The sequence below is a fragment of the Ensifer oleiphilus genome (assembly GCF_013371465.1).
GTDB lineage: Bacteria > Pseudomonadota > Alphaproteobacteria > Rhizobiales > Rhizobiaceae > Ensifer > Ensifer oleiphilus.
In genome coordinates this window covers 614,022-640,074 of record NZ_JABWDU010000001.1, presented here as the reverse complement: position 1 = coordinate 640,074, position 26,053 = coordinate 614,022, and the positions used below count along the sequence as shown (strand labels likewise).

27 protein-coding genes are annotated in these 26,053 nt (G+C 61.6%); 5 read left to right on the top strand and 22 right to left on the bottom strand.

Annotated elements, in window-relative coordinates; genetic code table 11:
- Window positions 1–84 precede the first annotated feature (84 nt).
- Window positions 85–1,905, top strand: a complete 1,821-nt coding sequence (gene edd / locus HT585_RS03105; RefSeq protein WP_176351555.1) for a phosphogluconate dehydratase — start codon at window positions 85–87, stop codon at window positions 1,903–1,905.
- Window positions 1,906–2,001: 96 nt separating this feature from the next.
- Here the strand turns inward: edd and HT585_RS03100 are convergent, their stop codons facing one another.
- The 7 genes from HT585_RS03100 to HT585_RS03070 form a co-directional block, all read right to left on the bottom strand.
- Window positions 2,002–2,367, bottom strand: a complete 366-nt coding sequence (locus tag HT585_RS03100) for a GFA family protein (RefSeq protein ID WP_176351554.1) — start codon at window positions 2,365–2,367, stop codon at window positions 2,002–2,004.
- A 163-nt stretch (window positions 2,368–2,530) separates the two neighbouring features.
- Window positions 2,531–2,941 (bottom strand): hypothetical protein, encoded by a 411-nt coding sequence (locus HT585_RS03095; RefSeq protein WP_176351553.1) that lies wholly within the window; start codon window positions 2,939–2,941, stop codon window positions 2,531–2,533.
- A gap of 135 nt (window positions 2,942–3,076) precedes the next feature.
- Window positions 3,077–4,165 carry an ABC transporter ATP-binding protein gene (locus HT585_RS03090; protein WP_176351552.1) on the bottom strand — a complete coding sequence of 363 codons (1,089 nt, stop codon included), beginning with the start codon at window positions 4,163–4,165 and terminating at the stop codon, window positions 3,077–3,079.
- 31 nt (window positions 4,166–4,196) lie between these two features.
- Window positions 4,197–5,855 carry a beta-galactosidase BglA gene (gene bglA / locus HT585_RS03085; RefSeq protein ID WP_176351551.1) on the bottom strand — a complete coding sequence of 553 codons (1,659 nt, stop codon included), beginning with the start codon at window positions 5,853–5,855 and terminating at the stop codon, window positions 4,197–4,199.
- Window positions 5,856–5,878: 23 nt separating this feature from the next.
- Window positions 5,879–7,027, bottom strand: a complete 1,149-nt coding sequence (locus HT585_RS03080) for a carbohydrate ABC transporter permease (RefSeq protein WP_176351550.1) — start codon at window positions 7,025–7,027, stop codon at window positions 5,879–5,881.
- Window position 7,028: 1 nt separating this feature from the next.
- Window positions 7,029–8,039, bottom strand: coding sequence for a carbohydrate ABC transporter permease (locus HT585_RS03075; RefSeq protein WP_176351549.1), 1,011 nt, complete (start codon window positions 8,037–8,039; stop codon window positions 7,029–7,031).
- Between the two features lie 139 nt (window positions 8,040–8,178).
- Window positions 8,179–9,537, bottom strand: coding sequence for an extracellular solute-binding protein (locus HT585_RS03070; RefSeq protein WP_176351548.1), 1,359 nt, complete (start codon window positions 9,535–9,537; stop codon window positions 8,179–8,181).
- 48 nt (window positions 9,538–9,585) lie between these two features.
- On the opposite strand from HT585_RS03070, the gene HT585_RS03065 reads away from it, so the two are divergent.
- Both HT585_RS03065 and HT585_RS03060 read left to right on the top strand, forming a co-directional pair.
- Entirely contained in the window at window positions 9,586–9,825 is a 240-nt protein-coding gene (locus HT585_RS03065; RefSeq protein ID WP_176351547.1) for a hypothetical protein, read from the top strand.
- Between the two features lie 2 nt (window positions 9,826–9,827).
- Window positions 9,828–10,859 (top strand): LacI family DNA-binding transcriptional regulator, encoded by a 1,032-nt coding sequence (locus HT585_RS03060; protein WP_176351546.1) that lies wholly within the window; start codon window positions 9,828–9,830, stop codon window positions 10,857–10,859.
- Between the two features lie 48 nt (window positions 10,860–10,907).
- Here the strand turns inward: HT585_RS03060 and folD are convergent, their stop codons facing one another.
- Both folD and HT585_RS03050 read right to left on the bottom strand, forming a co-directional pair.
- A complete protein-coding gene (gene folD, locus HT585_RS03055; RefSeq protein ID WP_176351545.1) occupies window positions 10,908–11,807 on the bottom strand; it encodes a bifunctional methylenetetrahydrofolate dehydrogenase/methenyltetrahydrofolate cyclohydrolase FolD in 900 nt (299 codons plus the stop codon).
- 197 nt (window positions 11,808–12,004) lie between these two features.
- Window positions 12,005–14,050, bottom strand: a complete 2,046-nt coding sequence (locus HT585_RS03050; RefSeq protein ID WP_176351544.1) for a GumC family protein — start codon at window positions 14,048–14,050, stop codon at window positions 12,005–12,007.
- Window positions 14,051–14,190: 140 nt separating this feature from the next.
- Here HT585_RS03050 and HT585_RS03045 point away from each other — a divergent pair, with 140 nt between their 5' ends.
- The gene (locus HT585_RS03045; protein ID WP_210270302.1) at window positions 14,191–15,486 is read left to right on the top strand and encodes a lipopolysaccharide biosynthesis protein; all 1,296 of its coding nucleotides are present in this window, start codon (window positions 14,191–14,193) and stop codon (window positions 15,484–15,486) included.
- A 12-nt stretch (window positions 15,487–15,498) separates the two neighbouring features.
- On the opposite strand, the gene HT585_RS03040 is transcribed toward HT585_RS03045, so the two are convergent.
- Genes HT585_RS03040 through HT585_RS03030 form a run of 3 tightly spaced genes read right to left on the bottom strand, consistent with a single transcriptional unit; the run spans window position 15,499 to window position 18,436 of the window.
- On the bottom strand, window positions 15,499–16,395 hold the full coding sequence (locus HT585_RS03040; RefSeq protein ID WP_246707559.1) for a DUF6492 family protein: 897 nt from the start codon (window positions 16,393–16,395) through the stop codon (window positions 15,499–15,501).
- A complete protein-coding gene (locus HT585_RS03035; RefSeq protein WP_176351542.1) occupies window positions 16,389–17,204 on the bottom strand; it encodes a WecB/TagA/CpsF family glycosyltransferase in 816 nt (271 codons plus the stop codon). Before HT585_RS03035 ends, HT585_RS03040 begins: the two co-directional genes overlap by 7 nt.
- A complete protein-coding gene (locus HT585_RS03030) occupies window positions 17,201–18,436 on the bottom strand; it encodes a glycosyltransferase (RefSeq protein WP_176351541.1) in 1,236 nt (411 codons plus the stop codon). The genes HT585_RS03035 and HT585_RS03030 overlap by 4 nt, the downstream gene beginning before the upstream one ends.
- 143 nt (window positions 18,437–18,579) lie before the next feature.
- On the opposite strand from HT585_RS03030, the gene HT585_RS03025 reads away from it, so the two are divergent.
- Window positions 18,580–19,569, top strand: coding sequence for a glycosyltransferase family 2 protein (locus HT585_RS03025; RefSeq protein WP_176351540.1), 990 nt, complete (start codon window positions 18,580–18,582; stop codon window positions 19,567–19,569).
- A 19-nt stretch (window positions 19,570–19,588) separates the two neighbouring features.
- On the opposite strand, the gene HT585_RS03020 is transcribed toward HT585_RS03025, so the two are convergent.
- From HT585_RS03020 to flaF, 10 genes are all read right to left on the bottom strand, one after another.
- A complete protein-coding gene (locus tag HT585_RS03020; protein ID WP_176351539.1) occupies window positions 19,589–20,155 on the bottom strand; it encodes a hypothetical protein in 567 nt (188 codons plus the stop codon).
- Window positions 20,155–20,523 (bottom strand): hypothetical protein, encoded by a 369-nt coding sequence (locus tag HT585_RS03015; protein ID WP_173419016.1) that lies wholly within the window; start codon window positions 20,521–20,523, stop codon window positions 20,155–20,157. The genes HT585_RS03020 and HT585_RS03015 overlap by 1 nt, the downstream gene beginning before the upstream one ends.
- 14 nt (window positions 20,524–20,537) lie before the next feature.
- Window positions 20,538–21,089: a rod-binding protein gene (locus tag HT585_RS03010; RefSeq protein ID WP_176351538.1), complete on the bottom strand. Its 552-nt coding sequence runs from the start codon at window positions 21,087–21,089 to the stop codon at window positions 20,538–20,540.
- Between the two features lie 113 nt (window positions 21,090–21,202).
- The gene (locus tag HT585_RS03005; RefSeq protein WP_176351537.1) at window positions 21,203–21,616 is read right to left on the bottom strand and encodes a hypothetical protein; all 414 of its coding nucleotides are present in this window, start codon (window positions 21,614–21,616) and stop codon (window positions 21,203–21,205) included.
- A gap of 4 nt (window positions 21,617–21,620) precedes the next feature.
- A complete protein-coding gene (gene fliR, locus HT585_RS03000; RefSeq protein WP_176351536.1) occupies window positions 21,621–22,373 on the bottom strand; it encodes a flagellar biosynthetic protein FliR in 753 nt (250 codons plus the stop codon).
- Window positions 22,370–24,457, bottom strand: a complete 2,088-nt coding sequence (gene flhA / locus HT585_RS02995; RefSeq protein ID WP_176351535.1) for a flagellar biosynthesis protein FlhA — start codon at window positions 24,455–24,457, stop codon at window positions 22,370–22,372. Before flhA ends, fliR begins: the two co-directional genes overlap by 4 nt.
- Before the next feature lie 111 nt (window positions 24,458–24,568).
- Entirely contained in the window at window positions 24,569–24,835 is a 267-nt protein-coding gene (fliQ, locus tag HT585_RS02990) for a flagellar biosynthesis protein FliQ (RefSeq protein ID WP_176351534.1), read from the bottom strand.
- Between the two features lie 7 nt (window positions 24,836–24,842).
- Entirely contained in the window at window positions 24,843–25,253 is a 411-nt protein-coding gene (flgD, locus tag HT585_RS02985; protein ID WP_176351533.1) for a flagellar hook assembly protein FlgD, read from the bottom strand.
- A complete protein-coding gene (flbT, locus tag HT585_RS02980; protein WP_025425943.1) occupies window positions 25,244–25,693 on the bottom strand; it encodes a flagellar biosynthesis repressor FlbT in 450 nt (149 codons plus the stop codon). The genes flgD and flbT overlap by 10 nt, the downstream gene beginning before the upstream one ends.
- A complete protein-coding gene (gene flaF / locus HT585_RS02975; protein ID WP_025425942.1) occupies window positions 25,690–26,037 on the bottom strand; it encodes a flagellar biosynthesis regulator FlaF in 348 nt (115 codons plus the stop codon). Before flaF ends, flbT begins: the two co-directional genes overlap by 4 nt.
- Window positions 26,038–26,053 lie beyond the last annotated feature (16 nt).

Genomic DNA, 26,053 nt, shown 5'->3' with positions numbered 1-26,053 from the left:
TGCACGTTCTCCCAGGCAGGCAACGCTCCGGATCGATGACAGGATGAAGATGAGGAGCGTGAGCGCTCCGGAACAGGATTTGCCATGTCCGCCGATTCCCGCATTGCCGCAATCACCGCCCGCATCGTCGAGCGTTCAAAGCCGCACCGAGAGCCCTATCTCGATCGCGTGCGCCGCGCCGCCTCCAGCGGACCGCATCGGAGCGTTCTCGGCTGTGGCAACCTCGCCCACGGGTTTGCCGTCTGTTCCCCCGCCGAGAAGGTGGCGCTCGCGGGCGACCGCGTCCCCAACCTCGGCATCATCACCTCCTATAACGACATGCTTTCGGCCCATCAGCCGTTCGAGACCTATCCAGCGATGATCCGCGAGGCGGCGCGCGAGGCGGGCGGGGTTGCCCAGGTTGCCGGCGGCGTACCGGCCATGTGCGACGGTGTCACCCAGGGCCAGCCGGGCATGGAACTGTCACTGTTTTCCCGCGACCTGATCGCCATGGCCGCCGGTGTCGGCCTGTCGCACAACATGTTCGATTCCACCGTCTATCTCGGCGTCTGCGACAAGATCGTGCCGGGCCTCGTCATCGCCGCCCTGACCTTCGGCCATCTGCCGGCCGTGTTCGTTCCGGCCGGACCGATGACGACGGGCCTGCCGAACGACGAGAAGGCGCGCGTGCGGCAGCTCTTTGCCGAAGGCAAGGTCGGCCGCGAGGAGTTGCTCGAAGCGGAGTCCAAATCCTATCACGGCCCGGGCACCTGCACCTTCTACGGCACGGCCAATTCCAACCAGATGCTGATGGAGATCATGGGCTTCCACCTGCCCGGCGCCTCCTTCATCAATCCCGGCACGCCGCTGCGCGACGCGCTGACGAAGGAAGCGACGAAGCGGGCGCTGGCGATCACCGCCATGGGCAACGAGTTTACGCCGGCCGGCGAAATGATCGACGAGCGTTCGATCGTCAACGGCGTCGTCGGCCTGCATGCGACGGGCGGCTCCACCAACCACACCATGCACCTCGTCGCCATGGCCCGTGCGGCCGGCATCCTTTTGACCTGGCAGGATATTTCTGAGCTTTCGGACATCGTGCCGCTGCTTGCGCGCGTCTACCCGAACGGCCTTGCCGACGTGAACCACTTCCATGCGGCCGGCGGCATGGGCTTCCTGATCAGCCAGCTGCTTCGCGGCGGCCTGCTGCATGACGACGTGCGCACCGTCGTTGGCCAGGGCCTCGACGCCTACAAGATCGACGTCCGGCTTGGCGCGGATGGCGGCGTCGAGCGCGTGCCGACACCAGCCGAAAGCGGTGACCCGAAGGTCCTTTCCACCATCGACCACCCGTTCCAGCATTCGGGCGGCCTGAAGATGCTGACCGGCAATCTCGGCAAGGCGGTCATCAAGATCTCCGCCGTCAAGCCGGACCGCCACGTCATCGAGGCGCCGGCGAAGATCTTCCACGACCAGGGCGAATTGAACGCCGCCTTCAAGGCCGGCAAGCTCGAAGGCGATTTCGTCGCCGTGGTGCGCTTCCAGGGCCCGAAGGCGAACGGCATGCCGGAGCTGCACAAGCTGACGACCGTGCTCGGCATCCTGCAGGATCGCGGCCAGCGCGTGGCGATCCTTACCGACGGCCGCATGTCGGGCGCCTCGGGCAAGGTGCCAGCCGCCATCCACGTGACGCCGGAGGCCAAGGACGGCGGGCCGATCGCCCGCATCCAGGAAGGCGACATCGTGCGCATCGATGCCGTCACCGGCACGATCGAGGTGCTGGTCGAGGATATCGCGCTGAAGACGCGCATTCCCGCCCATGCCGATCTCTCCGACAACGAATTCGGCATGGGGCGCGAACTGTTCGCGCCGTTCCGGGCCATTGCCGGCTCAGCCGACCACGGTGCAAGTGTGCTGTTCAACTGAACGGAGCCTCGGCGGCACCGCCGAGGCGTTCACTTCCACCGAGCCCTCACTGCCGACAATCGCCGTCGGCAGTGCGCCGGCGCGCGAAGGCGCGCGTCACTTCAGTGGTCCCTGATGCATGCCGTTTCGACCGTCATAGACCTGGGCGTCGAGGGTGAAGATGTCGATATCCTCGATGCAGCGCGCATTGAGCGAGACGCGATCGTTCGGATAGCCGCTGCGCATGATGGCGACGCTGCAGGTGGGGCAGAAATGATGCCCCTCGGTCACACCGCGCCAGACATAGGTAGAGAGGCGCCGTTTCTCCGTGATCAGCCGGATCTCGCCGGCATCGACCTTCCAGTGAAGGAAACCGGTGCGCCGGCAAGTCGAGCAATTGCACTCGATCAGCCCCGAAAGCTCCGCATCGACTTCAATGGCGATGTCGCCGCAATGGCAGGAAAGACGGTAGGGTGGCGCCATCGATGGATTGCCTCGCTTCCGGTGAAGACGAAAACAGTTCCAAACTGAAGCACGAAGTCAAGTGCATGCGGCCGCCACCAGGTGATGACTGCCCGTCCCGCAACGATGCATCAACCGCCAGCCCGCTTGGTTTGGGCCGGCGCGCCATACGGATTTCCGCCGCTCAGCGATAGATGTCGAGCGTGCGGTTCCGGTGGTTCGGATGCGTGCTGTAGACGAAAATGCGATTGAGATCGCGGTCGGTTAGCAGTCGCAGGAAGCGCGCTTCGACGATGTTGTTGGCGTGCACGCGCTTGAGCAGGCAGCCGACCATCTGGATGCGGGCGCTTGGAATGTCGAGGTAGAAATTCTGCGGCAGCTGGTACTTCGTCAGGATGCCAAGGACGGCACCGCTTTTCGACAGCTTGATGATTTCGCAGCGGCGGGAGCTCAGCTGCGTCATGCCTTTTTCCGTATATTCGATCCGCGCCTCGTTCCGCGTGTCCTCCATCGGGAACGTCGTTTCGCGATCGTACATGAAAGATTCTTCCCTGTTCAGGAAGTGCTGCTGCATCATCGGTGCCGCGGTCGTCATTCAACAGGCCTCTTAATATCCCCTGTCCATCAGGCTAGAGGAAGAAATTTAACAGAGGGTAGATTGAGAGCCCTGGCACAGAAAAACCCGTCCGAAAATCGGACGGGTCGATGAGGCAAGCGGCGGTGCCTTTTCTCAGGCGCGGTAGCTCTTGCCACCGTCGTCGAACAGATGCAGCTTGGTCTTGTCGGCGGTGAACCGGACTTTCTCGCCGCGATGCACCGGCAGAATGCCGGGGATCTTGGCGATGATCGGCTCCTTCTCGACCAGCCCTTCAATGTAGAGCAGCGTCACCTCGCCGAGCGCCTCGACGATGGCCACCGTGCCTTCGAAAAGGAAGTCCTCGCCGCTCGCCGTCTGCAGGTCTTCCGGACGCACGCCGAAGCTCGCGTTCTTGCCGTTCTCGGAAGCGTTGGTGGCGATATCGAGCGTCACCGACTTGCCGCCGGCAAGCTTCACCGTCGTCTGCGGGCCGGTGGCGGTGATCGTCGCGGGAATGACGTTCATCGCCGGTGAGCCGATGAAACGAGCGACGAACAGGTTCGCCGGGCGTTCGTAAAGCTCGAGCGGCGGGCCGACCTGCTCGATATGCCCCGCCGACAGCACGACGATACGATCGGCGAGCGTCATAGCCTCTACCTGGTCGTGGGTGACGTAGATCATCGTCGTGTCGGCCATCTGCTCGTTGAGCCTGGCGATTTCGATGCGGGTGGCGACGCGCAGTGCAGCGTCGAGGTTCGACAACGGCTCGTCGAACAGGAAGACCTTGGGATCGCGGCAGATCGCCCGACCGATCGCCACGCGCTGGCGCTGGCCGCCGGAAAGCGCCTTCGGCAAGCGATCGAGGTATTTGGTGAGCTGCAGGATATCGGCGGCGGCGCGCACGCGCCTGTCGATCTCCTCTTTGCTCTCCTTGGCAATGCGCATGCCGAAGGCCATGTTGTCGTAGACGGTCATATGCGGATAGAGCGCATAGGACTGGAATACCATGGCAATGCCGCGCTTGGACGGCGGCACATCGTTGACGCGCTCGCCGTCGATGAACATGTCGCCGCCGGTGATCTCCTCCAGGCCGGCGATCATGCGCAGCAAAGTCGACTTGCCGCAGCCGGACGGGCCGACAAACACGACGAACTCGCCCTGCTTGATGTCGAGATTGATGCCGTGAATGACATCGACCGCACCGTAGGACTTGCGGATATCTTTAAGCGTCAGACCTGTCATCGCACCCTCCCCTTCGTCTCTTATGTCTGTCTCAAACCAGGCGCGCGAAGAATGCGCTCCAGGCCGGAAGATTGACCTTGTTGTCCTTGATCGCGGCGGCAAAGCCGTGACCTTCCAGCGCTTCCACCGGCTCCTTCGGCAGATCGGCCGCAGCAGCCGCGCCGCTCATGTTGAAGACGCAGAACAGCTTCTCGTTGCCGTGGCTGCGCACGAAGGCCAGCACCGGCCCATCCGTGCCGCGAAACTCGATCTCGCCCTTGGCAAAGGCCGGATGCGCTTTGCGGAACTGCAGGAAGCGGCGATAGTGCTCCATGACAGAGGCCTCATTGCCCTTCTGCACGGAGACTGCCCGCTTCAGATGCTCGGCCGCCACCGGCAGCCAAGGTTTGGCATCGCCGAAGCCACCGTTGACCGCAGCGCTGTCCCAGACCATCGGCGTCCGGCAGCCATCGCGGCCCTTGAAATCGGGCCAGAACTGAATGCCGTAGGGATCCTTCAGGTCTTCATAGGCAAGCTCGGCTTCCGTAAGTGCCAACTCCTCACCCTGATAGATGCAAACGGAACCGCGCAGCGACAGCAGCAGACTGGCGAGCAGCTTGGCGTAAGCGTCTTGATCGGCCACGCCATCGCCCCAGCGGCTGACATGGCGGACGACGTCGTGATTGGAAAAGGCCCAGCAGGCCCAACCCTCGGGTGCCGCCTTGTGAAAATCACGCAACACCTCGGCAACGCGCTCCGGCGTCGGCGCTTCTGGCGCCAGAAATTCGAAGGCGTAGCACATGTGCATCTTGTCGCCGCCCGAGGTGTACTCACCCGCGATCTCAAGGCCGCGCTGGCTGTCGCCGACCTCGCCGACGGCGGCGATGGCGGGAAACTCGTCCATGACCGCACGGAAGCGCTTCAGAAACGCCAGGTTCTCCGGCTGGTTCTTGTCGTAGAGATGTTCCTGATAATTGTACGGATTGACGGTGGGCGCGGTGGAAGCATTGCGGCGCTCGGGCGCCAGCGCCGGATTGTCGCGCAGTTGCTTGTCGTGGAAGTAGAAGTTGATGGTGTCGAGGCGGAAGCCATCGACACCGCGCTCCAGCCAGAAGCGCTCGACGGCCAAAAGCGCCTCCTGCACATCCGGATTGTGCAGATTGAGGTCAGGCTGCGAGGTCAGGAAGTTGTGCAGGTAGTATTGCAGCCGCGTCGGATCCCAGGCCCAGGCCGAGCCGCCGAAGATCGACAACCAGTTGTTGGGCGGCGTTCCATCGGGCTTGGAGTCCGCCCAGACGTACCAGTCTGCCTTGGCGTTCGTCCGGCTGCCGCGGCTTTCGACGAACCAGGGGTGCTGGTCCGAGGTATGCGACAGAACGAGATCGATCATGACCCGGATGCCGAGGCGGTGCGCCTCGGCGATCAGTTTATCGAAATCGGCGAGATTGCCGAAGATGCCGTCGACGTCGGTATAGTTCGAGACGTCATAGCCGAAATCCTTCATCGGCGAGGTGAAGAAGGGCGAGATCCATATCGCATCGGCACCGAGCGACGCGACATGCGGCAGCCGGGCGGTAATGCCCTTGAGATCGCCGATGCCGTCGCCGTTGGAGTCCTGGTAGGAGCGCGGATAGATCTGATAGATCACCGCGCCGCGCCACCAGTCCTTGTCGACCTCTAATGTGGATCCGCTCATTTCAGTCATGCTCATTGCGTTCAGAAGTCCCTGTGAGATCAACCGCCCTTGACCGATCCCGCCAGCAGACCACGCACGAGGTAGCGCTGCAGGCTGAAGAAAACGATCAGGGGGACGATGATGGTGATGAAGGCCGACGCAGTCAGGATTTCCCAATTGCCGCCGCGAGAACCGAGAAGATTGACCAGCCGGCCGGTCAGGACCAGCTCGTCCTGGCCGGCGCCGAGGAAGACGATGGCTACCAGCAGGTCGTTCCAGGTCCACAGGAACTGGAAGATCGCAAACGACGCCAGTGCCGGAAACGACAGCGGCAGGATGATCTTGACGAAGATGTCGAAGTCGCTGGCGCCATCGACGCGCGCGGATTCCATGATCTCGCGCGGCAGGCCGGCCATGTAGTTGCGCAGCAGATAGATCGCCAGCGGCAGGCCGAAGCCGGTATGGGCAAGCCAGATGCCGACATAGGTCTTGGCCGGTACGCCGAAGAAGGCGCCGACGCCGTTATAGAGTTTCAGAAGCGGGATCAGCGACATCTGCAGCGGCACGACCAGCAGGCCGACGACGACGGCGATCAGGATCGCGCGTCCCGGAAACGGCATCCATGCGAGCGCGTAAGCCGCGAAGGCCGCGATCAGGATCGGGATGATTGTCGAGGGAATGGCGACCGTCAGAGAATTGATGAAGGAAGCACCGATGCCTTCGGCGCTCAGGACCTCGACATAATTGTCGAAGGTGAAGCGCGGCGGGACGGCGGCGGTGAAGAAGATACGCTGGCCACGCGAGCCTTCCATCTTGGTGTCGGAGACGATCTCGAAGCTGCCATCTGCCTGTACCGTCAGTTTCTCGCCGTCATTCAGCTCGGCCGTTTCGCCGGCTTTGAACGCCGTCGGCTTTTGGCTCGAAAAACCGAAGGCGGAGACCTCGCCGGCGGCAGTGCCTTCGAGCACGTCGCCCGAGATCACGAACTTGCCGTCGCGCTCGACCTGCGTGTCAGCGCCCGGCGCGCGGGCGACGATGTTCTGGGTCGAGGTCGACAGTGCCGTCCACCAGCCGGAGACCGCAAGCTGATCCTTGTCGCGCAGCGACGAGATCAAAAGGCCGGCGGTCGGCAGCGTCCAAAGCGCGACCAGGAGAAGGACCGAGAGATGTACGGCCCAGGTGAGAGGGGAGCGCGTCGCCGGGTTCATCTCAGTGCCCCTTCATTTCTTTGGCCGCATTGCGGATGTTCCAGACCATGATCGGGATGACCAGCACCATAATGACGACGGCGATCGCCGCGCCGCGACCGAAGTCGCCGCCGCCACGGAACATCCAGTCGAACATGAGATTGGCGAGCACCTGGCTCTGCCATTGCCCGTTGGTCATCGCCAGCACGATGTCGAAGACCTTGAGGACGAGGATGGTGATGGTCGTCCAGACCACGGCGATCGTGCCCCAGATCTGCGGCACCATGATCTTGAAGAAGATCTGCCAGCCGTTGGCGCCATCGATCACGGCGGCCTCGACCGTTTCTTCCGGGATGCCGCGCAGTGCTGCCGAGAGGATCACCATGGCAAAACCGGTCTGGATCCAGACCAGAATGGCCATCAGGAAAAAGTTGTTCCAGAAGGGCAGCGTGATCCAGGCCTGCGGATCGCCGCCAAAGGCGACGACGATGGCGTTCAAGAGGCCGATCTGCTCGGTGCCTTCGGCACGATAATCGTAGATGAACTTCCAGATAACGGCCGCGCCGACGAAGGAAATCGCCATCGGCATGAAGATCAGGGTCTTCGCTATATTGCCCCACCAGATGCGGTCGGTCAAAGCGGCGATCACCAGCCCGAAGAAGGTCGCAAGCGCCGGAACCACCAGGAGCCAGAGGAAGTTGTTGAAGATCGACTGGCGAAATTCGCCGTCGTTCAGCATCCAGACGTAGTTGCTGGCGCCGACAAAATTCTGGCCGCCGCGGTCATGCACGCTGAACCAGACCGACATGATCACGGGGTAGATGAGGTAGATCGTCAGGGCGAACAGCGCCGGGGCAAGAAACAGCCATGGCCGGATGGCATTGGTGATGCGCAGGTTGCGCGACCCCTCGATGCCGGATCGTCCCTTCGACGGGAAGATCAAATCGAGGAGGAAACTGGTTCCCCAGAAATAGGCCGCACAGCCGAGAACCCCGGCCACCATCGTTGCTACTGCAAAGACGAGCTGTTGCATGACATGTCCCTCCCCTCAAATGCACTTTGCGTGCAGGGCATGGCGATTGTCGCCGTTCTCGTTGGGGTCCCGCCGCACCGAACGTTCGACGGACCCAGAGGACTGGGCGGGCGACGCAGTCGCCGCCCGCCGTCCGGTTTTACTTGATGGCGTCCCAGGCCTTCTGAACGCTGTCGGCCACGTCGGTGGCAGACTTGCCGCCGACGAAATCGACCATGCCGGTCCAGAAGGCGCCTGCGCCGATCTTGCCGGGCATCAGGTCGGAGCCGTCGAAGCGGAACGTCGTCGCGTTCAGCAGGATTTCACCCTGCTTTTTCAGCGGCGGATTGCCGTAGGTGTCGACGTTGACGCTCTTGTAAGGCGTCAGGAAGCTCGTCTGCGCCATCCAGACTTCGTGCGCGATCGGCGTCTTCAGGAATTCGATGAAGGCGCGCGCGGCCGGCGTGTCCTTGGTGATCATCGCCAGCGTGCCGGCGCCCAGAACCGGATTGCCGAGATCCTTCTTGCTTTCGTAAGGCGGCATATAGAAGAAGTCGGCATCCTCACCGATCACAGTGCCTTCAGGGAAGAAGGACGGGATGAACGAGGCCTGGTGATGCAGGTAGCACTTCGGCGGCGACGCGAAGAGGCCCTTCGGGCTGTCGCGGAAGTCGGTCGATGCAACCGCAGCCGCGCCGCCATCGACGAACTTGTCGTTCTTGGCAAACCAGCCGAACTCGTCGATCGCACCAACGACGGCCGGATCGTTGAACGGGATCTCGTTTTTGACCCACTTGTCATAGACATCGGCCGGCTGCGTGCGCAGCATCATGTCTTCCACCCAGTCGGTGGCGGGCCAGCCGGTGGCGCCACCCGAGCCGAGGCCGATGCACCAGGGCTTGCCGCCGTCGGCAGCGATCTTCTCGGTCAGCGCCTTCAGCTCTTCCATGGTTTTCGGCACTTCGTAGCCGGCGTCCTCGAAATTCTCCGGCGAATACCAGACCAGCGACTTCACGTCGATCTTGTAGGGGAAGGCATAAAGGGCGGCGTTACCGTCCTTGCCCTTGTAGGTCGAAAGGTCGACCCAGGACTGGCCGGCCGCATAATTGTCGAGCAGCCACTTCTGGGTGTCATCGCCGAGCGGCGTCAGGTAGCCCTTGGACGCGAGGTCGCCGATGAGGCCCGGTTGCGGCAGAATGGAAATATCGGACGGGCTGCCGGCCTGAGTGTCGATGACGATCTGCTGCTCGTAGTTTTCAGAGGACGAATACTTGATCTCGACGCCGGTCGCCTCGACGAAATAGGCATAGACGCTCTTGAAGAGCGCCTCGTCCTCGCCGCGCCAGGGGCCGAAGATCGTCAGCGTCTGGCCCTTGAGGTCATGACCCTTCTTGAATTCCTCGAAGCTCGCCCAGTTGAATTTGCTGTCTTCGCCAGGCTTGAACTTCAGATCCGCAGCGCCGGCAGCGCCCGCAAACAGCGCCAGCGCGGCCACGCTCAACAGAAATGATCTCTTCACGTTGTTCTCCTCCCAAGATGAACCCGGATCCCGCCGGGCAGATCATCAATGCGCAAAATTCAAAGCGCTTTGAGTTTGCTAACAAACCATTGCGACGCTCCAGGAGTCAAGCGCTTTCGATTCAACGTCTCCTATCCGACATTATTTTGCTTTGCGGCAACTTTTTGCAGCGCGAAGCCGGCTAATTCTGCTTTGTATGATAAAAAACGAGTGCTACAGAAATTGAGGGCGCTGGATGAAACCACAAAAATCAAAGGGATATCCAAAGCGCTTTGGGAGGAAAATTGACCATGGCGGTCAATCTCAAGCAGCTCGCGGAGCTTCTCGGCCTGTCGCAGACGACAGTGAGCCGGGCGCTGAACGGCTACCCGGAAGTCAATGCGGAGACCCGCCAGCGCGTGCTGCAGGCCGTGCGCGAAACCGGCTATCGGCCAAACCGGGCGGCCCAGCGGCTTGCCACCGGTAAGGCCTATTCGATCGGCATGGTCATGCCGATCGCAGCCGGCATCGATTCCGACGTGCATTTCGGGGAATTCCTGGCGGGGCTTGGCGAGGAAGCGGTCAAACACGACTTCCATTTCGTGCTCAATCCCAGCGCGCCGGAAGATGAAGAGACGACCTTCCAGAGGCTGGCGGCCAGCGGCAATGTCGATGCGCTGTTCCTTGCCTACATGCGCGCCAACGATCCGCGCATCGCCATGCTGAAATCGCTGCCTATTCCCTTTGTCGTGCATGGACGTTCGATCGGCGAGACACGGGACTATCCGTTCCTCGACATCGACAATACCGGCGCTTTTTACGATGCGACGCGGCTGCTGATCCAGCTTGGCCACCAGCGGATCGCGCTGATCAACGGGCCGGACTATCTCAGCTTTTCCATTCGCCGCCGGAAAGGCATGGCCCGGGCGCTGGCCGAGCATGGCCTTAACCTCGACGAGGCGCTCGTCCATCACTCGCTGATGACCGACGAACACGGGTACCGGAGCATGCAGAGGTTTCTGCAGCAGCCTGACGCCCCGACCGCGGTCTTATGCTCGAGCACGGTGCTGGCGCTCGGTGCCGTCAGGGCCATCAACCAGGCGGGACTGATGATAGGTCGCGACATCTCGTTGATCGCGCATGACGATGTGCTGCCGATGCTGAAGCCGGAAAACTTCAGCGTACCACTGACGACGACGCGCTCGTCGCTCCGGGCGGCCGGTGGGCGCATCGCGACCCGACTGATCGCCGGCATCCTGAAGAGCGGCGATCATCCCGAGCAGGAACTCTGGCGCGCCGAATTGATCGTGCGCGCCTCCACCGGTCCAGCCCCGCAAAAATGAAATGCGCCGCGAAAGCGGCGCATCATGGGTCGGGCGAGCTTTTGCCGATCAGAAGCGCGGCGGCTTGCGGCCCGCCTTGCGATAGGCGGCAATCACCGTGTTTGCCATCAGCATGGCGATGGTCATCGGACCGACGCCTCCCGGTACCGGCGTGATCACGCCTGCGACCTTTTCCACTTCACCGAAAGCAACGTCGCCGACGAGCTTGGATTTGCCTTCACCCTTTTCCGGTGCGGAGACGCGGTTGATGCCGACATCGATGACGGTCGCGCCGGCCTTGACCCAATCCGCCTTGACCATCTCCGGGCGACCGACAGCCGCGACCAGAATATCGGCATTGCGGCAGACCGCCGGCAGATCCTTCGTGCGCGAATGCGCCGTCGTCACCGTCGCGTTGGCGGCAAGCAGCAAAGCCGCCATCGGCTTGCCGAAAAGGTTCGAGCGGCCGATGACAACTGCGTTCAGGCCCGAAAGGTCCTCTCCGTGGGTCTGGCGCACGAATACCATCGCGCCGGCGGGCGTACAGGAAACCAGACCGCCTTCGAGATCGCCGGTCGCCAACTTGCCGGCGTTGACCACATGCAGACCGTCCACGTCCTTTTCCGGCAGGATCGACTGGATGATCGGTTCGGAATTCAGAGGCTTGGGCAGCGGCAGCTGGACGAGAATGCCGTGAATACTGGCGTCCGCGTTGAGCTTGGCAACGAGGGCCGCCAGATCGTCCTGGCTCGTGTCCTCAGGCAGGGTGTGCTGGACTGACTGGAAGCCGCATTCCTTGGCCATTTTGCTCTTGGAGGAGACATAGGCATGGCTCGCCGGATCGTTGCCGACGATCACCACCGCGAGACCGGGACGCACGCCCGCATCCGCTTCAAGCGCTTGCGTCGCGGATTTTACGGCCTCGATAACCGAAGCGGCGACCTGCTTGCCATCAATCACAGTCGTCACGGCATTCCTCCTGGCTTCCTGTTCGCGGCACACTCTAATTCGCCTCGGGAAAGGCGATTGCCTCAAAGCGCCCTATGCTGTCCCAAACGCATAAATGCAAGGGGCAGGCATCGCCAGACGCACGTTTACAGTGCAGGCAGCGTCATTTCCTCTCATCACTGAAGGGCCGCCTTGATGACACCCGCAAATCCCGAGGTTCAGCGACGCGCGACTTTCTGGCGAGAGTAGCTCTCGACGCGGGACCTGAGCGCACGAAGATCGTCCTGAACCTGGGCGATACCGACATCCTCGTCGGGTTCGAAACCGCGAGGCGAGCGCTTGCCGGGGGGCTCCTGCTTCACCAGTTCGCGGGAAGCGAGATAGGCGGCGGTCAGCGACTGGGCATGGTGCGCCGCCGGCGAGAACGGCGGCGGCAGGTCCATCTCGCGCACTTGCTCCTCCCGCTGGCTGCGTGTGCCGGGCAAGGGATCCGGGTCCGTGCCGGGCTCCGGCGGCTCCGGGTCGACGGTTTCCGTCGGCCCGCCCTTCGGCCTGACAAACAAGCCGTTCAGGCTGCGATAGATCCCGAGCAGGACACCGAGGCCGATACCGGCGAAAAGACCCGCCAGCGTTGCGCCAATGACGATGATCTTGCGAGACGGCCCTTTGGGCTGCAGGGCAGGCTCCGCCCGGGAAATGACGCGGATGTTCTTTGCCGTCAGCTTCTCCTCCTCGCGCGTTTCGCTGGCGCGCTTCAGGAAGGATTCATAGATCTCGCGGGTCGCGGCGGCGTTTCGCTCCAGTTCACGCAGCTCGACCATTTCGCCGGACGAATTGATCTGGCGGGCCTTCTGCGCCGCGAACTGCCGCACGAGATCCTGTTCCGCCCGCTGGGCGCGATCGAGCTCGGTCTGAGCGCCGGCGGCGATGCGCCGCAGCTCGTTGGCAATTTCGGCGCGCGACGATTCGAGCGATTGCACCACCGCAATGCGCTGCGGATGACGGGGGCCAAGGCTGGCGTCGAGCGAGCTCAGCTGCGCTCTGGTCGCCGCATATTGCTTGCGCAGCTCGGCAAGCGCCATCGAACCGACCTCCTCGGGAAAAGCGCCGGTCAGGACATCATCGATCCGGACCCTTCCAGACACCTCGGCTTTCGCCTTGGCTTCGGCAATCCGGTTGCGCGCAGAGGCGACCTGGTCGCTCAGACTGAGCAATTGCTTGTCGGCAATCAACTCGCCGCCCGCGCCGACGATGTCGTTGCGCGCCTTGTATTCCTCAATCGCCTTCTCGGCAGTGTCGAGTTCGGCCTTGAGTTCGACGATGCGCTGATCGAGAGCCGCCGTAGTCTTCTGGAAAAAGCCCGATTGCGCCGCCGTTTCCTCACCGAGGAATGTTTCGACCAGCCGATTGACGATGAGTGCAGACCGCTCCGGGCTTCTGCTTTGCGCCTCGACGATAACGATGAAGGTCTTGGGGTCGCGCCACACGCGGATGGCGTCGCTCAATTTCTGGAGCGTGCGCGGCGAGACTTCACCTTCCGCTGAACCGGTTCCCGAGAATTCGGCATCGTTCTCCAGATCAAGATCGCGCGCAACTTTCTCCATCACCGTGCGGGAGCGCAGAACCTCGAGCTGGCTGTCGACAAGCGCAAGGATGCCCTCTGTCGCCAGCGACTGTTTGGAAAGATCGGAATCCGTCAAGCGCACTTCGCGCGGATCGATATAGAGCCGGCTCTCTGACAGGTAGATGCTGGGGGTCGACAAGGCGATCGCGACGCCGGCGATGGCGCCGAGTATGGTCGTTGCGGCAATGACGAAACGAACCTGCCAGACGGAGCGAAGAACCGCTTTGATGTCGACGAGCGGCCTATCGCCAGGCGGCAACGGTGCGTCTCCACCCGAACCACCGGACGCGTCATCCGCACCCCGGCCAGCCAACCACTGTGCAATCTTGCCGCGCGTATTGCCAAGGCCGCGCTTGCGCGGTCCCCGGCTGGCGGCGCCGCTCAATGCCGGCGTCTTGGGTTGCTGCGTCTTGGGTTGCTTTGTTTTGGATTGCGGTGTCGGACGAGATGCATGTCTTGGCGCGGCATGAGCGGCCGCGTCATCGGCCTCGACAAAACGGTCGAGCAGCGACGAGCCGGAGGATCCGCGACCTTTGGCGTCGGGCTTTTGCACGCGCGCAGAGACCCGCGGGCTCCCTGCTGCGATATCGAGCAACGATGCACGCGGAACCAGGCGTTTTTCGTCGTCGACGTTGAACATGACTTATCCCGCGGCGGCCGAGATGGCGAATTCCGAATAGTGAACTCAACCTAAGGAAACAGGGAAAACAAATCGTTAATTTTGTAGAAAGACCAACCTCGAAATCGGGCAATCTCACGCCTTATTAAGCTTTCCCGTCTATGACGGGTGAGACTACTGGAAGTTCGATCGTGCTCCACCGCATCAAAGCGCTTTATCGTCGCCACGGGGCGCTTATTCACGCCTATCTCTCGATGACGGGAGGCTCGGCGGGGCGGCTTCTGTTGTCGCTCGCCTATTTTATCGCCGTCGCAAATACGCTTTCCATTTCCGACTTCGGGCTCTTTGCCACGGCGTCGGCCGCCGGCATCATGATCTCACGGGCACTCGCCTTCGGCTTCATGTCCCCGCTCTATCGGGTGGCGACGGTCAAGCCGCTGCTGGTCGGCACCTACAGCGCCGGTTTTCTCGTCGGCGCGCTGCTTTCCCTGCCGATGATCGCGTTGATCTGCATTGGCACTTTCCTTGCGCTTTTCTCACGCGACATGTCGGCGGGCACCTTTGCGGCCTTCATGGCCGCGGAGATCGTCTGTTGGCGCGGGCTCGAGACAGCGGTCATCGTCCTCAACGGCCTCGGCCGGTTCGGCCGCGGCGCCTTGCTTGTCGTCATCGCCACGGCAATCCGCACGGCGGCGGCGCTGCTGTTTGCGCTGCTGCAATTCAAGTCGCTTGGCGCCTGGTCACACTTCTATCTGGCGGCCAACGCCATCAGCCTCGTCGTTGCGCTCGCGGTCTTTTACCCAAGGGTGCGTCTCCGCTGGCAACCCCGGCTCTATTTCCGTCGCTGGGCCGATTCGGTCTCGGTCGCCGGTGCCGAAATCCTCTTCTACATCCAGTCGGAGTTCGACAAGATCGCCGTACTGGCGATCGGCGGCCCGGCTGTTTCCGGTATCTACGCGATCCTGATGCGGCTTGCCGATCTGACCGCGCTGCCGGTACGCTCGTTCAACACTTTGCTCGTTCAGCGGATCATGCGCACGCCCGATGCGATCGCCCGCTGGCCCGTTCGCCTGTCGATCGAGTTTGCCGTTGCTGCCGCCTCGTTTGTCGGCATCGCCGCAATGGCGGGCTATCTCCATCTTTTCCCGAACGGCCTTGGACGTAACGTCTCGGCAGCAGCACCGATCGTGGCGATGATCCTGCTGGTGTCGTCGTTCCGCAATCTGATCGAGTATCACTCGGAACTGCTTTATGCGACCGGGCGCACTGTGCGGCGCATGGCGAACCTGCTGGTCGCAGGCGTGGTGAAAGTGGGGTTGCTTGCGCTGCTACTAAGAACGACCACCGATGTCGCCGCGTGGGCGCCATCGCTCAACCTGATCTTCCTGGCTTTGTATCTGCTATCCTTCGGCCTGACCTACACGGCCCTGAGCAAGCCGGCGAGCCGGGTCATCTGACGCGCGCACCTTTCAGGCCGCGAGCTCGACGATCGCTTTGCGGATATCGTCCAGATCGTGACCGACGAACGACTGTACGCCGATGCCGATCTGATGCGGCGCCAGATCGCTCAGAAAATCCCTGAGGCCGGCGATGCCCTGCCGATAGCTGTCGTCGAACCAGAGCACATGGCAGAGCGCATCCGGCGACGGCTTGTGTCCCTGCCCGCCCAGCACCTCGTCGACGAAGCGGCCATAAATCGTGCATTCGGAAAAGGCACGCATCCTCGTCACCGCACGAACCCAGTTGCGGCCGTGCAGCGCTTCCACATGGTCGACCAGCTTGCGGCATATGTCGCTGCGCCAGGCGATCAAGGTGTTGATGTAATCGTTGGCCGGCAGCGCGTAAGGGCCGATGCCCAGGAGCCGATCCGAATGCGCAAGCCACGCCAGATGGTTGGAACGCATGTTCGCATCAATTGCCGCATCCTTGCGATAAAGCGTCAACCGATCCCCCTGCCAGAGCGTGGCGGGGTCGAAATCGCGCAGGAAGACGACGTCGGAATCGACTGCGAACATCGCCGGTTCTTCGATGTGGCGAGCTAGCGCGAGACGCCGAAGCTGCTGCACATGCCAGCCGCGAAGCGGCAGGCCAAAAGGGCTGAGCCAGATCTTGCGGCGCCCGGCAGAAAGCGGGTCGGTGACGGGTCGCAGCCACCAGGGCAGAAGGTCGCGCTCGCTGATCACTTGCCGCCGTGATCCTTCGAGCTGCCGGAAGAGCGCCACGTCGAAATCGGCGACGAGCAGATAGTGGATCCAGTCACCCTGCAGGCGACGATCCATGCTTTCGCACATCAGTCGGCAGCGCTCGAAATCATTGGCGTAGGACGCCGTGACAATGGCGGTTCGCATGGAGGGTGCGGTCAGCATTTTCGCGCTCCGAGGCTCTCGTTTCCGTCGCTTCTTCGAGCGCGCCCGGTTAGTTTGTGCAGGAATACATGCAACAGGAACAAAGGGTTGCCCAGGATATACCGGCGCCACATGCGTTTCGGCTCGATGGCCAGCCGATACAGCCACTCAAGACGGAGCCTGCGCAAGAGCTTCGGCGCACGTGGAAACGCCTGGGCCACGAAATCGAACAGTGCGCCAACGGTGATGACCAGCCGCGCGTCCTGTGGGCCGACATGGGCATCGACCCATTTCTCCTGCATCGGGCTCCCCATCGCCACGAGCAGAATATCGGCATTGCAAGCCCGCACCTCGGCGAGTACGTCTCGCGACCGGCTGCGGTCGAAGAAACCGTCCGAAATCGGCAGGAATTCATGCCAAGGGGCGTGTCTGCGGAAGTTCTCGGCCGCGCGCGCCAGCACGTCCGACCGAGCGCCGATCATTGCGACCCGCATCGGCCGCTCGATATAGGTCAACAGGGCTGGAACGAAGTCGGTGCCGTTGAGATTGGCCGGAAACATGCTGCCATGGAACAGGTAAGAGGCGATATCGACGCCGTGCCCATCGGGGAACACAACCTGACGGCGCAGCACATCGCGATACTCCGCGTCCTTCATCATCAGGTTGGCATTGTTCGCGTTGAGGAAGGCAAGGCTGACCTGACCATTGCCATGAGAAACCGCCTCGCTGGCAAAGGCAAAGGCATTCGCCCAGCCGAGATCGACGACCGGCATGTCCAATATCATGCGCTGCGATACCGAGGCGTTCGCAGCGACGGCAGATCTGGTCATGACCGACCTCCGTCGCGAAGCGTCAATCGTGGCCGCTCCTTCGCGGTTGAGCCACTTGCGGAAAAACGGGGCAACACCGCCCGCATCACCTGCAGCATCCGGGCCTTCTGGGCCTCGTGAAACACTGCTCCGTCCAGGCGCTGCGAGAGGCCGTCGCGCGCGCGGTCGACTTTTTCAGTCAGCAGACGGGCAAACTCGCGAGGATCGTCAGTCGGCGCACAATTTGCCGGGACGGTCTCGATGCCGCGCAAAGAAGCCTGCGTGGCAACCGCCGGCATGCCGAGCTCGAAAGTCTCGATACTTTTCAGCTGCACCCCCGTCCCGCCACGGCTGATCAGTGGCACGACGGCACCGGCTGCAACGAACGCGCGGGCGTCGGGAACACGCCCGACAAAACGAATGCCGGGATGCGAAACGGCCGGCGTCCCCTCCAGTTGGCCGGCGACCGCGATCGACATGTCCCGCGGCAGATACGGAACGACCTGATCGAGGAACCAGTCCAGTCCGATCCGGTTCGGCCGCCAGCTCCATGTGCCGATCAGGCCGAGGTCGTGCTGGCGCTCGACATCCGGCAAAATTGGCGCATCCCAGCTGGTAACCAGCGGCACCACGAACGCCCGGTCGGAAACGGCACGGCCGAATCCGAGACGATCCGCCTCGGCAAAGGTCCACAACGCGACGGCGTTTTGGGCGAGCTGCTGTTCGTAACGCTCGAGATAAGACGCCTCACGCCGGAACAGATACCGCTCGAACGCACCCTTGGCGCGCTCGGCGTTCTCCAGGGCGGAATCGGCTTCGACATTGTGAGCAACGTAAATCGAGGGATAGGGGCGGAAAACCTGCGCGAAGGCGGCCGGCAGCTGCACCGAGTTGAGCACCACGCCGTCGAAGGGCGCAAGACCGTCCAGGATCGACTGGATCCGGCCGGCCGGCACGCCCAGCATCTTGGCTGAAGACACCGAAGTCCGATTGAGAAAGGCGGCTGAAAGCCAGCTCAGCTTCTGCCGGCGGCCGACCTTGGCATTGGTCACTTCCAGTTCGCCGAGCAGATGCATCTCGCAACCGGGGGCGGGCTTGCGTCCTGGCTGAAGGAAGCCGACGACACTGACCCGGTGGCCAAGCGCAAGCAAACCATCGAGCACCGCACGATTGGCGATATCGAAACCTGAAGCAGGTTTGTCGACGGGAACGAGCGATGAAACCAGGATCAGATGCATTTTGCCAAACGTCATGGATGGAGCATTGCCCTCTCTTTAGCAGCGTGGGGTGAAGGACCGCTTAAAGCATTCATTCAAAAGTCGTTTTCCCGGTTCAGCATCTGTTTAGGAAGATTTGCTTTAGTGCTTGCCAGCAATCCGCTTGCACAGGTTTCACGATGACGTCTATCGGCCAGGATACTTCCGTCTATTTCCGGACCGAGCTGGAGGACGCCGGTGACATCGAACTCGTCGTCGTGCTGCCGACCTTTCGTCGGCCGGAACATGTCATCAAAACACTGAAAACAATTGTATCCCAACGGCCTGATGTCGCCTTTGCGACCGTCGTCATCGAGAACGACGATGAAGGTCTTGCAGGTGCCGCGGCGGCGAAAGATTTCTTCCTCGGACATCCCTCGGACTCCATCGTCATCGTCGCCCACCAGCGCGGAAACTGTTACGCCTACAATGCCGGCTGGGCGACGGCGCTCGAAAACTATCCCAACCTGCGTGCCATTGCCATCATCGATGACGACGAGATCGCTGCACCCGAGTGGCTCGATTGCCTCATCACGGCACAGGAAGCGACACAGGCAGACATGGTCGGCGGACCACAGCTGCCCGTTTTCGAGGATGCGAGCGGACAGAAATGGAAGCGGCACCCGGTGTTTACGCCCCATTATGAAGCGACCGGACCCGTGCCGATCCTCTTTTCCTCTGGCAACGTGCTGGTGACGCGCCGGGTTCTGGACGCCATGCCGCGCCCGTTCCTCGATCCCGCTTTCAACTTCATCGGTGGCGGCGATGCCGACTTCTACAGCCGCGGCAAGGAAAAGGGGTTTTCGTTCGCCTGGGCCAAGGAGGCGTGGGTGGCCGAGACGGTGCCGGCGCGGCGCACTAGTGCGTCATGGGTTCGTGCGCGTAGCCTTAGAAACGGGGCGATTTCGACAATGCTCGAACACCGCCGGGATCCAAGCATCGGCGGACGGGTGAAAACCTTCGGGAAATCGCTTGCCCTGCTCGCTGCATCGCTGCCGCGCGGCATCAAATTATGGAGGAAGACCGGTCTCTTCTCAGCCGGGCTTTACCACTTCCATGTGGCCGTCGGCCGGCTGATGGCGGAGTTGGGCCTCGTCAACGAACAATACCGCAATCCGGAAAAGAACTGACGCGAACCTGCCCTTACGGTCAGTGGCCGCTGCTGGCGCTGACGCCGCCTTCCGGCAGCTTGTCGTTGGCAACATTGCCATTCTTGTCGACGATGGCGGTAGGCTTCTGGCGCGGGACGTTCTGGCCGTTGGCCACGCGCTTGACGTCATCCTTGGTCAGATATTCGAGCTGTTCGACCAGGACCTCGGTGATCACTTCGCCGCCGAGCTTCTTGTTGAGCCCATCCTTGACCGTCGACTTGAAGGTCGGCAGATCGAACGTGCCGGTGTCACCAACGTCGATGAACCGCGAGCCGACGAGCATGTCGTAAAGCTCGTCTGTCACCATCTGGCGAAGCGGCGCCCGCAGATTGTTGATGCCTTCCTTCGTTGCCGAGAAGGAAAGCTTCGTCAGGAAATAGCCCTGTACGGCCCCGCCCTTGATGACGGGGACCGTGATCATTTCCCCCGGAACATATTGTTCCGATGCACGCCGCGTTGCTTCCGCATCCGAGACGACGGGCGCCGAAGCGCTCTGCATGGAATAATAGACGGATCCGAGCGTGACGGCGCAGACCCAAACCCCGGTGAGAATGAGCTTAAGCATTAGAAATCGCTGTAGCGGAACTGTGCTTCGGAATATATGCCGTCGGCATCGGCGTCCTGAGCTGCGGTCTTCAGCAGATCGACGACCGATCGCACGGCGTCGAGATGGGCTTCGACCTTCTGTGAATTGACCTCGAGCTTGTCGCGCAGATGACGGGTCTGCGATGCGAAGGCCGGCGAAAACTCACCCGGCAGCGTATCGCGGTGAAGCATCGTCAATTCGTAGAGGCAACGGCTTTTGTGCGCGTTCGACGTCTTGATATCGAACTCCGGATCAACGCCGATCCGGCTGTTTTCATTGTCGATGATCATTTCCAGCCGGCCGAGCACGTTCTGGATCCGGACGTCGTTGGATGCCACAGCTTCCATAAATGAACTCCCAATTAAGCTTGTTTGTTTTTATCGTCTTCAGTCGTATAGCCGGTGAGCGTCTTGCGCTCGTATTCCTGCACGAGGCTTGCGGCCAGGTTTCGGCTGTTGCCATCGAGCGATGCATTGACGCGCTCGCGCGCGTCGCCCGCGGCCAGCTGATCGGCAATGCCGATACCGCCGCTCTTGGAGATGACGTCGCCGATCTGCTCGGCCATCATGCTTTTCCAGATGTCACCGGACGTGCCCTTGCCGAAAACGTTCTCGCTGTCGTTCGGGAGCATGGACTTCACGAAGTTCTGCAAGATCATCGCTTCGAACTTGCGGTAGGTCTCGGGGACCTTCTTCTGTTCGACGCGATTGTTGATGTCGCCGAGGCCGCTCGATCCTTCCGACGCGTTGAGAACGTTGACGGCAGCGGCGAAGCCATTGCCGTTTTCCGCAAGGCTCGTCGCCTGAAAGGCGGCGCGATTGGCCTTGAGCCGGGCCTGCGCTTCCTGCACCTCGGCCGGATCGGCGGCGCGTACGACGTCCATCACCAGATCGCTGGGCGGAGAGATAGCCATGACAATTCCTCTCGACAACGGTACCGCGGCGTCCTTGATCAGGACCGACGCAATCGCGCGTTCAACACTCGATCCGAACGCCCTGCCGATCGGCGAGCATTGCGGATGTCACACTATCGCCGCTCAACCTTACCGGAAGCTGGCGCGTGGCCGGCAACGTGTTGATCAATCAGGTCGTAGATGGAATTGTCGGCCTCTTCCCGGTCCTCCGACTGTCGGGCCTCCTTCATGTTTTCCTCGAGCCGGTCCGCCTTGGCTCGCTCCTTCAGCATGCGCGCTTCGTGCGTCTGCTGAATGCCGAGCAGCATCTGGTCCTTCTGCACAAGGCGCCCGACCTGCGAGGAATAGTGGCCGGAAAACATGCGATGCATCGGATGGCCCGACCCCATGGCATCGACGACGACGTCAATCGTCTCGGCCAGGACGTCGCGCTGGCGCGTCATCTCGACAAAGTCGGCCTCCGCCATCTGCTCAAGATGACGCTGAACGGCGACCAGGCGCTTGAGCTTCTGTGACCGCGTCTTCATTTGCCTAGCCTCCCTGCATGACGGGTGCAAAGCCGTCGCCGAACAGGCGCAGCATTGCGGCGATACCGAGATAGAGCAGGAACATGCCCCCCATGATCAGGTAGGGCTGGGAGATGAAGTAGATCGGGATCTGCGGCGCCAGCTTGTTGACCATGCCGATGGCGACGTTGAACAGGAGGCCGTAGATCAGGAAGGGGCTGGCGAGCCTCACCATGATCATGAAGGTCTGCTCGAGCGAATCCGTCAGGGTGATGAGAACGCCCTGCGGATCGAAGACGCTGCCGACGGGCATGACCCGATAGGACTGGGCGATCGCTTCGAACATCACGTGGTGGAAGTCGAGCATGAACAGGATCATCAGCCCGGCAAAACTGATCATGCTGGTGATCTGGTTTTCCGCCGTGTCTTCGAGCACGTCCGACGATGGCGGCGGGTTGAAGCCCATCAGCATCGTTATCGCCGTGCCGGCGAACTGAAGGCCGAGCACATAGTAGCGCGCCACCAGACCGATCACCGCGCCAACCGCCGTTTCGGCCGCGATCAGGTAGATGTAGGTGTGGCCCTTGCCGGTCACCTGCGGGTAGATATCGGTCCACATGACAGGCAGGATCGCCATGGAGATGGCGACGGCGATGAACAACCTGATCTGCATGGGAATGCGCGCGGTCGAGAACCCCGGCATGATCATGATGCACGCCCCGATCCGGCAGAATGCCGCAAACAGCGCGAGCACCGTGCCCTCGGGGTCGGTTATCATGAAATCGAGCCGATGATCTTGATCTCGAGTCCCTTGGCAAGCTCGACATGCGAGAGCACGGGCAAAGTGGCAAAAAGACGCTCGATGATCATGCGGACATAAGAGCGGGATTCGGGCGAACTTACCAGTACGAAGGGCATGCCGCGATCGAGATGTTCACGGATAACTTTCGTCGCCTGTTCGCTGAACTCTTCGAGATGGCGCGGATCGATGTCGAACTCGACAACCTCCCCCTTGGCATCACGCTTCAGCGCCTGGTGGAAAACCATGTCCCATTTGTTGCCGAGGCGCAGGACACGCAGGATGCCGTTGTCGGCGAGGTCGCCGCACAGCTGCTGCGACATGCGCACGCGCACATGCTCGACGATCTGTTCTGTCTTTCTGACATGCGGCGCGAGTTCGGCCACCGCTTCTAGGATCAGGTGCAGGTTGCGGATCGATACCCGCTCCGCCAGCAGCAGCTTCAACACCGCCTGCAGCCCGGAGTAGGACATGTGCGAGGTGCAGATTTCGTCGGCGAGCTTGCGATATTCCGGATCCAGCCGATCGATCAGCACCTTGACGTCCTTGTACGACAGGAGATGCGGCAGGTTGTTGCGGATCACTTCGGACAGATGCGTCAGCACCACCGAGACGTTGTCGATCGGATGGAAACCTTCGCGCTTGAGGTCCTCGGTGAAGGTCTCGAGGATCGAGACCGCCGGCATGCCGAAGGCGGGTTCGCGGATCTCGTCTCCCGGCACGCTCGGGCGGCGGCCGCCGCCGGTGACAACAAGAACTTCACCGACACGCACCGTGTTGGACGCGATCGTCGTGCCGTGAATGCGGACATGATAGGCCTTGTCGGGGATGCTGATATCGTCGGAGACCTTGATCTCCGGAATGACGAGGCCGTATTGGCCGGCGAACTTGCGGCGCATCTTGCCGACGCGGAACGCCAGTTCCTGGTGGGCGCCGAGCAAGCGGGTCGACACCTGCTTGCCAAGCAGCAGCTCGATCTCGGCGGTCTTCAGCACCGATTTGACCGAGTCTGCTTCGCCTTCCTTGGTCTGCTGGGCAGTCGCTGCTTCCTGCATCCGGCGCGCCTCGTTTTCCGCCGCGATCTGCCGTGGAATGACCCAGCTCAAGAAGGCCATGCCGCCGCCGAGAACCGCAAACGGGAAAAACGGCAGGCCCGGAACCAGCGCAAGCAGGATGATCAGGCCGGACGCGACCATCAAGGCGCGGGGATAGCCGCCGAGCTGCCCGACAACGGCCTGGTCGGTGGAACCGGCGGTTCCGCCGCGCGAAACAAGGAGGCCGGCGGCCAGCGAAACGATCAGCGCCGGGATCTGCGAGACCAGACCGTCACCGACGGAAAGCTTGACGAACACGTCGGCCGCTTCGCCGATCGGCATGTCATGGCGCAGATAGCCGATGATGATCCCGCCGAAGATGTTGATCGCGGTGATGATCAGGCCGGCGATCGCATCGCCGCGGACGAACTTCGACGCACCGTCCATGGCGCCGAAGAACGAGCTCTCCTGCTCCAGCTCACGACGACGATGCTGCGCTTCCTTCTCGTCGATCAGACCGGCCGAAAGGTCGGCGTCGATCGCCATCTGCTTGCCGGGAATGGCATCGAGGGTGAAGCGCGCGCCGACTTCGGCGATACGCGTCGCACCCTTGGTGATGACGATGAAGTTCACCGTGATCAGAATGAGGAAGACGATCAGACCGATGACGAAATCGCCGGACATGACGAGACTGGCGAAACCGGAGATGACGCCGCCTGCAGCACCGTGGCCTTCATGACCGTGGGAAAGAATGACGCGCGTCGTTGCGATGTTCAACGCCAGGCGAACCATGGTCGAAATCAGAAGAATCGTCGGGAAGGACGAGAATTCGAGGGGCCGCTGGATCCACAGCGCCACCATCAGAATCAAAACCGAGAAGGCGATCGAGAACGCCAGCCCCATGTCGATGAGGAACGGCGGGATCGGCAGGAAGAGGATTGCCAGGATCATGACGATCCCGAGCGCAAAGCCGATGTCCCGGCCCTTTGGTGCTACTTTCGGGATGATCAGCGCTGCTTGTTGTGCCATGTCTCTTCCGTCTCTTCATGAGAGGTCGGGCAGCATTCACACGCGCTGCCCCAATCTAAGACTGGAGATAGAGGCCCAAGCTTGCGCGAAGGTGGTAGCGCGAAAGCGCGATCAGAATCCGGACTGTATCCTGGAGAAGACGATGTCGGTGAAGATCGAGATCTGCGCGCCGATGAAGGGCGCGGAAATGGCGACCGTGATCATTACCGCAAGGATCTTCGGGACGAAGGTCAGGGTCATTTCCTGAACCTGGGTCAGCGCCTGAATAAAGGCGATGACGACGCCGACGATCATCGCGGCAAGAACGGCGGGCCCTGAGGCCACGATCACGGTCCAGATCGCAGCCTGCACAATATCGAGGGCATCCGCCTCATTCATTCGGGTATCACTTTACCTTGACGCCTGGGCCGATAACGAGCTCCTTGCCGTTATCGAGCACTGCAATGATTCCGTCAGAGTATAGTTTGACTTCCTTGACGACGCCAGTGACCGTACCGTCAGCGTTGGTGACAGTTTTGCCGATCACCGCATCCGCCTCGCTGAGCGACGTGCGTTGCAGCAGGCTCTCGAGATTCTTGTTGGTCTTGATCGTCTGCTCGACCTGCGAGAATGTCGCAAGCTGCGCGATCTGCTGCGTGGCGTCCATCGGCTGAGTCGGGTCCTGATTTTTCATCTGGGCGACGAGCAGCTTGAGGAAGCTCTCATAATTCAGCGACGCTTTGCTGGCGTCGTTGCCAGAATCGGCACCCGAGACGATCGGGGAGTAGTCCTTGTTGCTGACGCCGCTTACCGCCATGGTGCAATCTCCTTGCGAATCTGCTCGACCGTGGCCGGCGTGATTTCCTGCGTGTTGAGGATGCGGTCTTCGATTGCATAGAGCCCGCGGATTGCCTTCAGCGCCTCGAAGGCGCGGCCATTGGTGACCAGGCCGTCGACCCGCTTCAGCTCAGCCAGGATCTCTTCGTTCTTGAAGCAGTTGAGCAGCATGACGACCGACTTGCGGAACATGGCGGTCGATTGCTCGGCGCCTTCCGGGTTGATCAGGATCATCTGGGCGATGAAGTAGAGCTGCTTCAGCGGCGTGGTCGCATCTTCCGGCTGAAGGACGTGGTTTTCCAGAAGGAAGGTCACGTCATTCAGGAATTCGACGGCGACCTTGCGGTCAACGCGAAGCACCGCGCCGTTTACAAAAATTCTTTCGCCCGATTTCAGCGAGATACGCAGTGTGCTCTTCATTTCAGTCCATCCCTGATGATGGTGGTAATGTCAATTATGCCCTGGAAGTTGGAGGATTCGCGTTTGCGGATCTTTTCCGTCTCGTTGAGTATCCAGATGGCGATCGAAATCAGATTGGCGCGCAGCTCTTCGTTGAGCTGGTTTTCCGGTGCGCGAAGATCCTCGATGAAGCGGATCCAGACGCGCCGGGTAAAATAGATGGCCTCGATGGCCTCTCTCGAATACCCGTTCTGCTGTCTCGCGGCTTCCAGGAGCGCGATCGAGCGATCGAGTACCTGCCGTTCTCGATTCTTGGAGTCGGCAACGCCGTCCTCCATGATCTCGGCATAGGAAAATTGGTACATTCAGACATCCTTCATG

Bases quoted from the DNA above. Each gene is read 5' to 3' on its own strand.
- HT585_RS03080 (WP_176351550.1), bottom strand. From the start codon at position 7,027: ATGAACCCGGCGACGCGCTCCCCTCTCACCTGGGCCGTACATCTCTCG.
- bglA (WP_176351551.1), bottom strand. From the start codon at position 5,855: ATGAGCATGACTGAAATGAGCGGATCCACATTAGAGGTCGACAAGGAC.
- fliQ (WP_176351534.1), bottom strand. From the start codon at position 24,835: ATGAATGAGGCGGATGCCCTCGATATTGTGCAGGCTGCGATCTGGACC.
- HT585_RS03040 (WP_246707559.1), bottom strand. From the start codon at position 16,395: ATGCTGACCGCACCCTCCATGCGAACCGCCATTGTCACGGCGTCCTAC.
- flaF (WP_025425942.1), bottom strand. From the start codon at position 26,037: ATGTACCAATTTTCCTATGCCGAGATCATGGAGGACGGCGTTGCCGAC.
- HT585_RS03095 (WP_176351553.1), bottom strand. From the start codon at position 2,941: ATGACGACCGCGGCACCGATGATGCAGCAGCACTTCCTGAACAGGGAA.
- HT585_RS03090 (WP_176351552.1), bottom strand. From the start codon at position 4,165: ATGACAGGTCTGACGCTTAAAGATATCCGCAAGTCCTACGGTGCGGTC.
- HT585_RS03050 (WP_176351544.1), bottom strand. From the start codon at position 14,050: ATGTTCAACGTCGACGACGAAAAACGCCTGGTTCCGCGTGCATCGTTG.
- HT585_RS03020 (WP_176351539.1), bottom strand. From the start codon at position 20,155: ATGCTTAAGCTCATTCTCACCGGGGTTTGGGTCTGCGCCGTCACGCTC.
- flhA (WP_176351535.1), bottom strand. From the start codon at position 24,457: ATGGCACAACAAGCAGCGCTGATCATCCCGAAAGTAGCACCAAAGGGC.
- fliR (WP_176351536.1), bottom strand. From the start codon at position 22,373: ATGATAACCGACCCCGAGGGCACGGTGCTCGCGCTGTTTGCGGCATTC.
- HT585_RS03060 (WP_176351546.1), top strand. From the start codon at position 9,828: ATGGCGGTCAATCTCAAGCAGCTCGCGGAGCTTCTCGGCCTGTCGCAG.
- edd (WP_176351555.1), top strand. From the start codon at position 85: ATGTCCGCCGATTCCCGCATTGCCGCAATCACCGCCCGCATCGTCGAG.
- HT585_RS03065 (WP_176351547.1), top strand. From the start codon at position 9,586: ATGCGCAAAATTCAAAGCGCTTTGAGTTTGCTAACAAACCATTGCGAC.
- HT585_RS03015 (WP_173419016.1), bottom strand. From the start codon at position 20,523: ATGGAAGCTGTGGCATCCAACGACGTCCGGATCCAGAACGTGCTCGGC.
- HT585_RS03025 (WP_176351540.1), top strand. From the start codon at position 18,580: ATGACGTCTATCGGCCAGGATACTTCCGTCTATTTCCGGACCGAGCTG.
- HT585_RS03005 (WP_176351537.1), bottom strand. From the start codon at position 21,616: ATGAAGACGCGGTCACAGAAGCTCAAGCGCCTGGTCGCCGTTCAGCGT.
- HT585_RS03030 (WP_176351541.1), bottom strand. From the start codon at position 18,436: ATGACGTTTGGCAAAATGCATCTGATCCTGGTTTCATCGCTCGTTCCC.
- HT585_RS03010 (WP_176351538.1), bottom strand. From the start codon at position 21,089: ATGGCTATCTCTCCGCCCAGCGATCTGGTGATGGACGTCGTACGCGCC.
- HT585_RS03045 (WP_210270302.1), top strand. From the start codon at position 14,191: ATGACGGGTGAGACTACTGGAAGTTCGATCGTGCTCCACCGCATCAAA.
- flgD (WP_176351533.1), bottom strand. From the start codon at position 25,253: ATGGCGGTAAGCGGCGTCAGCAACAAGGACTACTCCCCGATCGTCTCG.
- HT585_RS03035 (WP_176351542.1), bottom strand. From the start codon at position 17,204: ATGACCAGATCTGCCGTCGCTGCGAACGCCTCGGTATCGCAGCGCATG.
- flbT (WP_025425943.1), bottom strand. From the start codon at position 25,693: ATGAAGAGCACACTGCGTATCTCGCTGAAATCGGGCGAAAGAATTTTT.
- HT585_RS03075 (WP_176351549.1), bottom strand. From the start codon at position 8,039: ATGCAACAGCTCGTCTTTGCAGTAGCAACGATGGTGGCCGGGGTTCTC.
- HT585_RS03100 (WP_176351554.1), bottom strand. From the start codon at position 2,367: ATGGCGCCACCCTACCGTCTTTCCTGCCATTGCGGCGACATCGCCATT.